The organism is Marivivens donghaensis (genome assembly GCF_030410045.1).
GTDB lineage: Bacteria > Pseudomonadota > Alphaproteobacteria > Rhodobacterales > Rhodobacteraceae > Marivivens > Marivivens donghaensis.
In genome coordinates this window covers 489,558-502,520 of record NZ_JAUFRA010000005.1, presented here as the reverse complement: position 1 = coordinate 502,520, position 12,963 = coordinate 489,558, and the positions used below count along the sequence as shown (strand labels likewise).

The following is a 12,963-nucleotide window of genomic DNA, read 5'->3' as shown; positions in this document are numbered from 1 at the left end:
GGGCGGCTCGTCATTTGACTAAGGCGCCTCGTAATTACGGAGCGTCAGAATTGGCATTTCAACCCTTGACCTAACTTCGTGTGAGATTTACCTCATTAGTTGTTAAACCTTAAGTGGTGATTTTTTACCTCATTTTGATTTCTGCAACGGATCGCTTACCGCTTATTTTGGCGGATGCAGTTGTTACATTTGTATTGATTTATTGGGTTTCCTGCTGCGGCAGGTCTGTTGCTGTGCTTTTTTAAGGCTCATGCAATGCGTTGTTCTGCAATTTACAGAACGACCTCCATACTATCGCTTTGCGCTCTTATCGGTTGTGGCGGCAGTGGTGAGGACGAAACTGACTATTCTTACGGTGGCTCTAGCTCTGCACTGAGCGAGCAATATTCGAAATCGACTTGGGGTCCTGGCGGCGAACTCGGAACTGGGTGGGTTCGTGGGTTCGTGACCGAGTTCTCGATGGCGGCCGTTCATGCCGTCCAAAGCACCGCGAATTTTTCCAACAACGTGAATTGGCGCGGTGGCCGTCCGCTTGAAGCGGCGCGTGTCGATTATGCGCGGTCCGTCGGTCTGACGGGGGCAGGGCAAACGATTGCCATCATGGATAACGCGGTCCGTTTGAGCCATGAGACGTTCGACGGCGTGAACGTGACGCACTCTTCCGTATCAAATTTGGATGCGCGCGATGACCATGGCACGGCAGTGGCGAGTATCGCTGTTGGTCGAGGCGGAACTGGCATCGATGCCGTCGAAGGCGTTGCCTCTGGGGCTGATCTATTCCTCGGGACGTGGGATTATCAGACAGGTTCGACGTGGAATGAACGCGCCGTAATGGTGAGTGAAGCCGATACCGCTGGTGCTATTGTGATGAATAACTCGTGGCAGTTGTCGCGTGATTTCAATCAATCGACCTTCGAGTACTACTTTGGCCAGTATTCCGTCGCCTCCTCGTATATCAGTGCGATGCGCGACTATGCACAGAGCGGCGTCGTGGTCTTTGCTCTGTCGAACTATCATGACGAATTGGACGCTTATAACGTCGGGGCTTTGCCGCTCCTCTATCCCGATCTCGAAGGGTCGTGGATCACCGTTGTAAATGGTGCGGCAACGTTTGATGAATATGGGATCACCTCGGTAGAGCGCATCTCGTCCGCCTGCATGCAAACCGCGGCCTTTTGTATGACTGCGGATGGGTCGATCTACATCGCGACGGATTACACCGATATCGGCTACACGTCAGGCACGGGCACCAGTTACGCGACGCCGCAAATTTCTGGCGCTGTGGCGCTGCTGGCTGAGGCCTTTCCAGACCTCTCCGCCTCGCAATTGCGCGACCGCCTTTTGGCCTCTGCCGATAATGCTTGGATGACAGATTTCACGGGGTCGATTGATTTCGGGTCGGGCGTCACACACGCTTATAATGATGAATTCGGACATGGGTTCCTTGATTTGCGGGCGGCGCTTTTGCCGATTGGAACGGCCAGCGTTCCAGTTGCCGAAGGACAGAGCATCAATCTGTCTGCGGGGCAGGTGGCGGCTGTGTCGGGCGCGTTGTCGGGGAACGCCCTTGCCGACGCACTGTCGAGCGAGACCGTTTATGCTTCCGACAGTTTGAAAGGCACATTTGACATCGCGGCCTCGGATATCGTTGCAGGGACCGTGGGGTCGCTCAGTTCGATCGACGTTGCTGCGTTGTCAGCAGAGCCGCGCCTTTCGGCCCGCGCTGCGACCGCTCAATCCCTCTCAGCGGGGCAGGGCTATGGTGCGATGATCGAGGCTGATGTTGCCATGAATGCCTATGCGCAAACGGGCAATTTCGTGCGCGACCTGACCCTCGGCCAGACCAATCTGCGCATGATCGAAGGGAACAACGGTGGCGCTGGTTTAGGCCTCGCTCATACCTTCGCGACCGACGGTGGCTACTTTTCGGCTGGTCTTACAGCGATGCAAGAGGTCGGGTCCGTCGTCGGCGTGACGGCACCTGGTTTTGAGGATGGCATCCGTGGTCGCTCTGCGGCTCTGGATTTTGCCTATGGTGTGCAACTGGCCGACAGCATCGGTCTGCGCCTCGAGGGGGCTGCGGGCAAAGCCGACGGTCACGGCGCAGGGATGCTGGGTCGTTTTAACGACGTCACTTTCAACAGCGTGAAGGTCGCAATGGATCGCGCGTTGCCGAATGGCGGGCTTCTCAGCGTTTCTCTCGCACGTCCTTCAGCGATCACCAGCGGTACGGTGGATGTGAGCCTCGCCAACGAGACGACGGCTCTGGCCGCTGGCTCTGACGCCTTTCGAACTATCGCAGCCGATCTAGCACCCGAGGCCCGTCAAATGGACATTGGCTTTGAATATTCAGCGCCGATCCATGCCATCGACAATGCGTCCTTCACCTTTTCCATGGTGCATAGCCTCAACGCGGGTCACATCGAAGGGGTCCATGGAAATATGGTTGGGATAGCGCTTAATTTTAGGCTGTGAAGGTCTCTCGGAGAGTTCACTAATTTGTACCGAAGGCCCAAATGAGGTGGTCCAATATTGCTGGTTCCGATGTTAGTTCGGGTAAAGTTTTTGTGGTCAACTCCATTTCCAAAAAGCAAATCTACGTGGGCTATTCGATTACGTTCAATTCCAGTGCCTTAGCCGCACTGCGCAGAATGCGAGCCAAAGCGCCTGCAAACTTTTCGGTCCGATCGCTCGGCACCAAGAGGCTGATGGTACGGTGGGAGTCTGGCGTGACCAGCGGCATGATACGCACTTCGCTGCGGTGGATGCCTTGCCTACGGGCGAAAAGGTCGGGAAGGATGCCGATCCCTGCACCCGTCGCTGCCATCAAAACGATTGAATCGAGGCTCGTGCCTTCGTAGTCGTCGGACACTATCGCGCCGCTCGCGCCAGCGATGCCGTAGACGATGCGTGACAATCTGTGCCCCGTATCCAACGTCAACAGACGCTGCCCCGTCAGGTCGGCGGCTGTCACGCTCGACCGATGGGCAAGCGGGTGATCTTGCGCGACCGCGACCCAAAGGGGTTCCACAAACAACGGATGTTGCATGGTGTTGGGGTGGTCTTCGGGTGTCGATATGATCGCATCGAACCGACCGCTGCGGATGCCGTCATCCAACAGGAGGGTATTTTCTTCGCGCACCACAACGCGCAGATCGGGTTCTGCGTCGTGCAGCGCGGTGATTGCTTGAGGCAACAGATAGGGCCCGATGGAAGGCAAAACCCCCAATCGTAGCCTGCCGCCAAATGGCAGGTCAGAGAGCATGGTGCCGCGCAGGGCTTCGACCTCGGCCAAGATACGCTGGGCGCGTTTCACAAAATCCAACCCGCGCGCTGTCGCCTCAACCCCAGCTCGGCTCCGATCAAAGAGCCGAACGCCAAGGTCGCTTTCCACGGCGGCGATCTGGGTCGATAGGCTCGGTTGGCTGACATTCAGCTTTTCCGCAGCGAGGCCAAAGCCGCCCAACTGGTGAACGGTGACGATATATTCCATTTGCCGCAGGGTCGGGCGCATACATAGCCTCAAACTATGAATAAAAATGTTAATTTGTATTTAAGCTATCAGTAAATTTAGGGCAACAGGCCGCAAACCTGTTGGAGAGATTAATTATGCAAATGTTCGATAGCCTTGTTGGGAACCTGATGGTGCCGACGATCTTGTTCTTTGTTCTGGGCCTTGTCGCGGCCTTTGTGCGCAGCGACCTGTCTATTCCCGAAGGCGCGGCAAAGTTCATGTCGCTCTACCTGCTGCTCGCCATCGGGTTCAAAGGGGGGCATAGCCTCGCCGAAGGAGGGCTCAGTTTTGAGGTGTTCCTCGCACTGGCAGCGGGTTTGTTGTTGTCATTCCTTCTGCCGTTCCTCGCCTACATGCTGCTCCGCACAATGACGCGGCTTGATGCGACCACGGCAGCGGCGGTTGCGGGGCACTATGGCTCGATTTCCATCGTGACCTTTGTCGCGGCGTCTAGCCTACTGGACCTGACGGGTCTGTCGGCGGACGGCTACATGGTGGCTGTTGCCGCCGTGATGGAGGTGCCCGCGATCCTCTCTGCGCTTTGGATTGCAAATCGGTTTGGTCGCGACGGCCAAGAGGCCAGCGTCCCGATGCGTGAACTCTTTGCCAATGGGTCAATCGTTCTACTGAGCGGCGCGTTTTTGATCGGTGCGCTGACGCAGGACAAAGGGATGGAGATGATCGCGCCCTTCGTCGTGACACCCTTTGTCGGCATCCTCTGCCTATTCTTGCTGGATATGGGTCTGTCTGCGGGGCGGAGCCTGATCACAAACCGTCACCTTCTCAGCACAGGCCTTTTCGCCTTTGGCGTGATGATGCCCCTGATTGGTGCGATCTTCGCCATGGGTCTTGGCTCTTTGATCGGCCTGCAAACGGGCAGTCAGTTTTTGTTGATGGTGCTCTCGGCGTCGGCCTCTTACATCGCGGTGCCTGCGGCCATGAAAATCGCGCTGCCCAAGGCAGAAACGGGGATCTACCTGACGCTATCGCTCGGCGTGACGTTTCCGTTCAACATCACAGTAGGTCTGCCGCTCTACCTCTGGCTGGCCGGCCTCATCTGAGGGACTAGTCGCGCCATCCCCACGTTTGGGCCAAAGCCAAACACTCCGCCGCTGTCTCTACGGTCGTGTAAGTGCCGACCGACCGTAGGCAGGCGGCGGCAGCTGCGTGACCGAGTTTGAGCGAGTCTTGCCCTGTCCATCCTTCGTGAAGCCCGTATTGGAACCCCGCGGCAAAGGCATCACCAGCGCCATTTGCGCCCTTGCGGTCTTTATCTGCGATGCGCACCGAGGGTTGGAAGGTTTCGGTGCCGTCGCGAGTGACCAAAACCGCGCCTTCGGTGAAATGAACGGCGACGAGTTCCATGGCCCCCATGGCAAGGACCTCTCTGGCGGCGGCAAACACTTGATCGCGATCAGTCACGCCGTCCTCAACGGTTTTGCGCCCAGCCAGCGCGCCAATTTCGAAATCGTTGACCACCAAGGTATCGAGATGCGGTAGGCAAGGGTGCCCGACCGCTCTGATCTTGTCCTCAGGCCCGGCGACGAATTCAAAGTTGGTATTCAGTCCCGCGGCCTTAGCTTTGCGGAGCACCGTAACCCAACCATTAGCATCGCCGCCCCACTTTGCGTCCATCTGTTTGTGAATACCCGGAAGCCCGAGGTGTAGAACACGCGCCGAACAGGTCGAAAAATCGTAATGGTCTGGCGTCATCAGGTCCGCGACACCAAAGAACAGGATATGCGTGCGACGACCCGTTTGGGCCGATACATAGGCGTCTGTCACTTGGGTCTGTGCGTCAGCAGTGCGGTAAAGGCCGCTGCGATCAATGCCGTATTCGTCGGCGATCCCGATCAGGAAATCGCCCATCTCGCCCGCACCAATCAGACCTTGGGTCCAGACGGGCATGTCAGGGTCGAGACGGCGCATATCGACGGCAAAGTTGCAACCAGACCCGCCACCCGCCAGTTCGACCTTTTGAACGGCGGCGATCATGTCCTCTTTGGGCCATTGATCGACGGTAATGTTGCGATCAACACACCACGTGCCTGCGGTCACAAACCCCTTGCGCATGGGTCACACGTTGGGCTTGAGGATGTTTTCAGAAATCACCAGATCGTCGTCGAGCGATCTGAAAGGCGTGATACCATTGGCCTGAAGATCACCGTGATAAGCCTTCACCGCTTCCTCACTGGTAACGCCGTCTTCGATCACGTGGCGCATCGCTTTGACCATGAGAACCGAGTCCTCAGAGTAGTAGATCTTGCGCCCGAACAGAGCCACACGTGCACCGTATTTTTCCGCCTGACGGATCAGTTCAAGGCAATCGCGCGTGGTTCCCGCGCCACCGCCAAGAATACCAAAGATCAGGTTCTCAGGATCGTACCCTGCGATTTCTTCGGTCGCGGCGGGACCGTTATAGGCTGCCTTGAGGAAGGCGGGGCGTTCATGCCGCGACACGCCCGCAAGGCAGCGCACGATCATGTCATTGTTGTAGGTCGCAAAGTCGCCGTTGGTTTCGACGGGGATTTGGGGGTTAAAGACCTCGAGGAAGTAATCGACCCCTTCCGCAGAGGCCTCATCACGGAACTTCGCGAACTCTTCGAGCGTTTTGTGATCCCGTTCGAGGTCATTGTAGAACGTCACCGAATAGAGGCCTAAAGGCGCGACCGCTTTGACCCGATCCAAACGGGCAGAGCGGAAATTCTTCATCATGTGTTTGGGATAGCACCCGCCACGGACGTGCCAAATATCCGTGGTATCGTTCAGGCGCACAGCAGGGGTCACGTGAGATTTGTGGAACAGCCCCTCGGCCTGCATCACCTCTGCGGTCGAGAGGGACATCAGCATGATGTCGACCAAACCAGATTTCGTCACCTTGATCATATCGTCGCGATAGGCACGCAGCGATTTCATGCGGCCATCAGCCCCTTTTCCTGGGGTGGCACAGCCAAAGGCCATATCGCCGTCTTTGGCGTCCGCAATGATAAAGTCGTTCGGCTTGTATTTGCCCGAACGAATGGCGTCTAACTTACGATCAAGATTTTTCGGCATAACGTCCTCCACTCTAGGGAAAACGGTATCGCAGTTTCGTGAAATTGATAGCGCTAAACTGTCTGCGAAAAGAAAAGTTTTGCAATGAGCGCGAGGGAGGCTGCGCATGTGACTATCAATCTTGGATTGATGTGCGAACTGCTGACCTAGCCCGTGATGCCTGACATGCAAAAGGGGCGCCGATGGCACCCCTTTCTTTGGCCTTTTCGCACCTGATTACAGGTAGCGGTTAACCAGATTTTCCAGACGTTCCTGACGGCCCGAGCGGGGCTCTGGGTTAACGTTGTCAGCTAGAACGCGCTCTTGGATCGAGGCCAGATCGCTGCCCAGCATCGCTTTCGCGCCATCGGTATCCCAGCCTGCGTAACGCGCATCACGTGCCGCTTCGAGCTTGCCATCCTCAAGCATCGCAGCCGCCGCCTTGAGGCCGCGTGCACAGCAATCCATGCCACCAATGTGGCTGAGGATCAGATCCTCTGCGTCGAGCGACTGACGACGGATACGTGCGTCAAAGTTGGTGCCGCCTTTGGTGAAGCCGCCAGCCTTGAGAACTTCATAATAGGCCAGCGCCATTTCCGGAACGTTGTTCGGGAATTGGTCGGTGTCCCAGCCAGACTGGTAGTCGTTGCGGTTCATGTCGATCGAACCCAGCATGCCCAACGACCCAGCCAAGGCCAGTTCGTGTTCAAAGCTGTGACCCGCAAGGATCGCGTGGCCTTGTTCGATGTTCATCTTCACTTCGTTCTCAAGGCCGAAGCGTTTGAGGAAGCCATAAACGGTGGCCACGTCAAAGTCATACTGGTGCTTGGACGGCTCTTGGGGTTTCGGTTCGATCAGGATCTGACCGTCCCAGCCCATCTTGTGCTTATACTCGACCACCATTTCGAGCATCCGCGCCGCATGTTCGGCCTCTTTGGTGAGGTCGGTGTTCAGCAGGGTTTCATAGCCCTCACGGCCGCCCCACAGAACGTAGTTCTCACCGCCCAGTTTCATCGTTGCGTCCATGCAAGATTTGATGGTCGCAGCAGAGTAGGCAAAAACCTCTGGATCAGGGTTGGTCGCCGCACCAGCCATGAAACGACGGTGGGTGAATAGGTTCGCGGTGCCCCAAAGTAGCTTTGTCTTTGAGGTTTCCATTTTCTGCGCAAAGTAGTCGACGATCTCTTCGAGGTTGCGTTTGTTCTCTGCAAAGGTCTTACCTTCAGGACGCACATCAAGGTCGTGGAAACAGAAGTATGGCGCGCCGAGGATGTCGAACATCTCGAACGCCGCATCAGCCTTCAGTTTCGCGGCATCCATGGAGTCACCGAACCACGGGCGATCAAAGGTGCGACCACCGAACGGGTCGCCGCCTTCGTAGGCAAAGCTGTGCCAGTAGGCGACGGCAAAGCGCAGATGGTCTTCCATCCGTTTGCCCATGATGACTTCGTCAGGGTTGTAGTAACGGAATGTAAATTCGTTTTCAGTCTCGGGGCCTTCGTATTTGACGGCCTGAATGCCTTTGAAAAAATCGGTCATAGGAACCTCTAGTTGAGTGTCTTAAGCGCCTTATAGGCCGCTTGATAATCAGCGTGGCGGGCGAGGAATGCCTCTTGCAAAGCGGGAACAGGATCAATGGTGCGCGCGATTTGCGGGGCGCTTGCTGCTGCGGTGGTTTCACCTGTTGCTGCCATTAGGCCCAAACGGGCCGCGCCGAACGCGCCACCGTAGTCACCAGCCACAGGCAACCCGATCGGAATGCCGAGGATGGTTGCGATCGCTTGCACCCAGTAGTCAGACTTTGACCCGCCCCCAACGGCGATCAACCGTTCGATCTGTGTGCCAGTAGAGGTCAGCGCGTCATAGCTATCACGCACCGCAAAGGTGACGCCCTCTAGCACCGCTCGTGTCATCGCTGCGCTGTCGGTCGCGTGGTCAAGGTGCAGGAACGAGGCGCGGATGGTCGCATCATTGTGCGGGGTACGTTCGCCACCCAAGTAGGGCAGGAACAACGTGCGGGCAGGGGCGGTGAGTGGTCCCAACGCGCCCGTGAGTTCTGCAGGTGCCGCGCCCATCACGCGACCAAACCAGTTCATCGCGTCCGCAGCTGCGAGGATCACGCCCATCTGGTGCCATGTGTCGGGCAGGGCGTGACAGAAGGTGTGCACTGCGCTCGCCGCGTCAGGGGAATAGGCGTCACAGGCCGCAAAGAGCACGCCAGAGGTGCCGAGGCTGATAAACGCATCGCCAGATTTCACAACGCCCACGCCCACGGCGCTCGCTGCGTTGTCACCGCCGCCGCCTGCCACGACGACATTGGCGGGGAGGCCGAATTGTGCTGCGATGTCGGCCCGTAGGGTGCCCGAAACATCAGACCCTTCGACGAGACGCGGCATGTGATCGCGTGTCAGGTGGGTCGCTTCGAGTAGGTCATCGGACCACGCCCGCGCCCCTGTATCGAGCCACGATGTGCCTGCCGCATCCGACATCTCAGCGACGTGTTCACCTGTGAGCCATAGGCGCAGGTAATCCTTGGGCAGGAGAACTTTCGCCAATTTGGCAAAGATTTCGGGTTCATTGTTGCGAACCCAATCGATTTTCGGCGCGGTAAAGCCCGGAAATACGATGTTGCCCGTAAGGGCACGGAACCGCGGGTCAGCATCCAGCGCTGCCGCCTCAGCTGAGGACCGCGTATCGTTCCAGAGGATGCAGGGCCGTAGCACTGTATCCGAGGCATCCAGCAACGTTGCACCATGCATATGACCAGAGAGGCCAATGGCACGCACACCGTCGAGCGAAAGTTTGGACTTGAGAGCACCCAGAACAGTTTGCGCGGCTGTGATCCAATCCGCGGGGTCCTGTTCTGACCAACCATCTGCCTTGCGGCTGACGGTGAGGGGGGCCGTTGCTTCGGCGAGGATAGTTTGGGAATCGTCAATGACGATCCCCTTTAGGCCCGAAGTGCCTAGATCAAGTCCGATGTACATTATGCTGCCAGATGTTCCGGTTTGCGTCCAAGGATGATCATCGCGAGGAGGTCGTCCTCGGTCACTTCATCCACTTTCACAACGCCGACCAACTGACCGTTTTTCATAACCGCCGCGCGGTCACAAAGCTGTTTTACCGCATGCACATCGTGGTCGATCAAGAAGATACCAAGGCCTTGTTTCTTTAGCTCTTGAATCAGCTCTGCCACCATCTGTGTTTCATGCGGGCCGAGCGCCGCTGTCGGTTCATCCATGATCAAGATTTTGGCGTTGAAATACACCGCACGAGCAATCGCAACCGACTGACGCTGACCGCCCGAAAGCGCGCTCACTGGTTCGTTGAACTTGCGGAAGTTGGGGTTGAGACGCGCCATGATCTTGCGCGTCTCAGCTTCCATCTTTGCTTCGTCGAGCATGCCTGATTTGGTCACGATCTCACGGCCCAAGAACAGGTTCGACGCTGCATCGAGGTTATCCGCCAGCGCGAGCGTCTGGTAGATGGTTTCGATGTTGTAGGAACGGGCGTCGCGCGGGTTGTTGATCTCAACGGATTGGCCGTTGATCAGCACTTCACCTGCGTCCTTTTTATACGCGCCCGATAGACATTTGATCAGGGTCGATTTGCCTGCACCGTTGTGGCCCAAGAGGCCAACAACTTCGCCCGGGTAGAGGTCAACGCTGACATCATCCACGGCCTTGATACCGCCGAATGCGATTTCGATGTTCCGCAATTCGACAAGAGGGTTTTGCGTGTTGGTCATTGTCACGTCTCCTTACTTTGAACGGCTGCGGTAAAGGTTGTCGAGGTAGACAGCGATCACGAGGACGCTACCGACGACGATCTGTTGGACTGCTGTATCAAAGCCGATCAGGACCATGCCGGTCTGAAGGCTCTGCATTACCAGCGCGCCTAGGATCGCACCGTAGATTGTGCCAACACCACCAGCGAGCGAGGTGCCGCCGATCACGGCTGCCGCGATCACATAAAGCTCGTCCAGAAGGCCCAGAGCGTTGGTCGCGCTGTTCAGACGGGCAGAGGCAACAACAGCCGAAAGGCCAGCCAATGCGCCCATCAGTGCGAAGATGCGCAGGGTCATCCAGCGAACGTTGATACCAGCCAGAGCCGCAGCCTCGGGGTTACCACCGATCGCAAAGACGTAGCGACCAAAGCGGGTGCGGGTCATCAGGATGGTCATCAGGATGCCGACCACCATCAGGATGATCACAGGGATAGCAAAGCCGTGGCTGATGAAGAGGCCTTCAGCAGGAACCTCAACGCCGTTTTTCGCCGCCCATTGGTTCACGATGCCTTTCGGCCATGGGTAGGAGTTCACCAGAAGAACTGCACCAACCACAATCGCGCAGCCTAGGCCGCCTACGAACAGTTCAGCCCACATCGGACGCAGCGGGAAGTCATGCTCGATCCGATTGCGACGACCTGCGTAGATCAACCAGATGATGCCTGCACAGGCCAGACCACCAACGATCCAGCTGCCAGTTGCACCCACGGTGCCGTAAGGTCCGCCGCCCAAAAGCTGGAAGGTCGCGTCAACGGGGGAAATGGTTTTACCGTTGTTTGACAAGAATGCAGCGCCGCGCCAGATCATCAGACCACCGAGGGTCACAATGAACGCAGGGATGCCGCGGTAAGCGATAAGCCAGCCGTGGAATGCGCCGATGATCGCACCACACAGGATGCCAACGACAGCGGTGATGATCCAGATCGACGGGTTTCCGAGGCCGAGGTATTGCGGCAGGATTTCGACCTGCAAAATACCCATGATCATGCCAGTCACACCAACAAGAGAGCCCACCGACAGGTCAATGTTGCGTGTGATGATGACTAGAACCATACCCGTTGCCATGATCCCGATGGAGCACATCTGAACGGACAAGTTCCACAGGTTGCGTGGTGTGAGGAAGGCGCCAAAATCGTTAAAGATTACGCCATACATGTGAAACCCGATCCAGATCGCCAGCAAAGCGCCGACCATGCCGAGGAGGCGGGTATCAATCTCGGTTGCACGCAGGAATCGCGTGATCGGCCCAGTCTTCGACGCGGAGCCGGTGGGTTTGTTTGTGGTGTCGGTCATGGAACCTTCCAAATATCTGCTTGGTACGCAGGGTGCAGTGCTCAAACCTAGTCTTCGTGGCAAGCTGCTGCGGCGTTTCAGGACGGCAAAGCGTCCGAATGTCGAAAATTCAAAGAGTGTCGGGTGCCAAACCGAGGTCTGGCACCCGTGTCTGAGGCTTAGTTACAGCCGTCAACGCCTGCGATTGCGCCTTCACATGCCTGCTCTTTCGAGATGTGGCCTGCGTCGATTGCAACGCTGAGGTTTGCGCGTGTCAGCGGGGTCGGGGACAGAAGGATCGCATTCATTTCGATGCCTTTTTCGCCGCCCGAGAACTTCACAGCGCCCTCGATTGCGTCAAGTGCGGTACCTGCTGCGAGAGCCGAAGCAATCTCACCTGCTGCAGTGCCGAGCTGACGGGAGTCTTTCCAAACCGAAACGGTCTGGGTGCCACGTGCAACGCGGTTGATCGCAGCCAAGTCGCCGTCCTGACCACCAACTGGGATAACGAGACCCTGAGCGGAGAGAGCAGCAACAACACCGCCAGCCATGCCGTCGTTTTCAGACAGAACAGCATCAACGTTGTTGTTGTTTGCGGTCAGGATCTGCTCCATGTTTTTCTGAGCATTTTCAGGCTTCCAGCTGTCCGAGAACGCTTCGCCAACGATGTTAATTTTGCCAGCAGCAACGTCGTCGCCGATAACTTCCATCATGCCCTGAAGCAGGAACGCAGCGTTCGGGTCACCTGGGTCACCTTTGATGATTGCGTAGTTGCCTTCTGGAACTTCTGCCGAAACGGTTTCAGCGATGATGCGACCAACGCCGATGTTGTCAAAGGTCAGGTAGAAGGTGCGGTCGTCTTCGATCAGACGGTCGTAGCCTACAACCGGAATGCCCTCAGCCGCTGCCATTTCGATAGCCGGGCCGATTGCGTCTTTGTCCCATGCGTTGATGATCAGTGCGTTAACGCCCTGAGCGATCAGTGCTTCGATGTCAGCAAGCTGTTTGGTGGACGACGACTGAGCGTCTGCGGACACATAGGTGTCGCCAGCAGCTTCGATTGCTGCAACCATTGCTGCTTCGTCGATCTTCCAACGCTCTTCCTGGAAGCTCGCCCAGGATACGCCGATTTTCATGCCGTCTGCCAGAGCAGCAGAGCCGCTGAAGCCTGCAACTGCCACAGCAGCCGCGATAATTGCCTTATGCATAGTGTTTCCTCCCATAGAATTCTATCAACGAAGATCGTTCTCTTCGTAGGCCTCCTTAGCTTGACTGATTAAATTCAATTGTCAAAATAAAAAAATCATAAATTGCGGAAAATTTATGGACAGCGGGCAATTTTCGCCCGAATACTACG

The 12,963-nt window shown here is 56.8% G+C and carries 10 protein-coding genes; 2 read left to right on the top strand and 8 right to left on the bottom strand.

Annotation, left to right across the window (positions count from 1 at the left end; translation table 11 throughout):
* Window positions 1–255 precede the first annotated feature (255 nt).
* Window positions 256–2,475 (top strand): S8 family peptidase, encoded by a 2,220-nt coding sequence (locus QWY83_RS08105; RefSeq protein ID WP_249945345.1) that lies wholly within the window; start codon window positions 256–258, stop codon window positions 2,473–2,475.
* Between the two features lie 130 nt (window positions 2,476–2,605).
* Here QWY83_RS08105 and QWY83_RS08100 read toward each other — a convergent pair whose 3' ends face one another.
* Entirely contained in the window at window positions 2,606–3,514 is a 909-nt protein-coding gene (locus QWY83_RS08100) for a hydrogen peroxide-inducible genes activator (RefSeq protein ID WP_249945346.1), read from the bottom strand.
* Window positions 3,515–3,609: 95 nt separating this feature from the next.
* Between QWY83_RS08100 and QWY83_RS08095 the strand changes: the two genes are divergently transcribed.
* Window positions 3,610–4,575 carry a sodium-dependent bicarbonate transport family permease gene (locus QWY83_RS08095; protein ID WP_435404507.1) on the top strand — a complete coding sequence of 322 codons (966 nt, stop codon included), beginning with the start codon at window positions 3,610–3,612 and terminating at the stop codon, window positions 4,573–4,575.
* Window positions 4,576–4,579: 4 nt separating this feature from the next.
* Here the strand turns inward: QWY83_RS08095 and QWY83_RS08090 are convergent, their stop codons facing one another.
* The 7 genes from QWY83_RS08090 to QWY83_RS08060 form a co-directional block, all read right to left on the bottom strand.
* Window positions 4,580–5,587 (bottom strand): carbohydrate kinase family protein, encoded by a 1,008-nt coding sequence (locus QWY83_RS08090; protein ID WP_249945347.1) that lies wholly within the window; start codon window positions 5,585–5,587, stop codon window positions 4,580–4,582.
* A gap of 3 nt (window positions 5,588–5,590) precedes the next feature.
* A complete protein-coding gene (locus QWY83_RS08085) occupies window positions 5,591–6,568 on the bottom strand; it encodes a hypothetical protein (protein ID WP_105234626.1) in 978 nt (325 codons plus the stop codon).
* 216 nt (window positions 6,569–6,784) lie between these two features.
* Entirely contained in the window at window positions 6,785–8,086 is a 1,302-nt protein-coding gene (gene xylA / locus QWY83_RS08080) for a xylose isomerase (protein ID WP_249945348.1), read from the bottom strand.
* A gap of 8 nt (window positions 8,087–8,094) precedes the next feature.
* Window positions 8,095–9,534, bottom strand: coding sequence for a xylulokinase (xylB, locus tag QWY83_RS08075; RefSeq protein WP_249945349.1), 1,440 nt, complete (start codon window positions 9,532–9,534; stop codon window positions 8,095–8,097).
* On the bottom strand, window positions 9,534–10,295 hold the full coding sequence (locus QWY83_RS08070) for an ATP-binding cassette domain-containing protein (RefSeq protein ID WP_105234629.1): 762 nt from the start codon (window positions 10,293–10,295) through the stop codon (window positions 9,534–9,536). Before QWY83_RS08070 ends, xylB begins: the two co-directional genes overlap by 1 nt.
* A 12-nt stretch (window positions 10,296–10,307) precedes the next feature.
* Window positions 10,308–11,627: a sugar ABC transporter permease gene (locus QWY83_RS08065; RefSeq protein ID WP_249945350.1), complete on the bottom strand. Its 1,320-nt coding sequence runs from the start codon at window positions 11,625–11,627 to the stop codon at window positions 10,308–10,310.
* A gap of 158 nt (window positions 11,628–11,785) precedes the next feature.
* Window positions 11,786–12,814: a substrate-binding domain-containing protein gene (locus QWY83_RS08060; protein ID WP_249945351.1), complete on the bottom strand. Its 1,029-nt coding sequence runs from the start codon at window positions 12,812–12,814 to the stop codon at window positions 11,786–11,788.
* Between the last annotated feature and the right edge of the window lie 149 nt (window positions 12,815–12,963).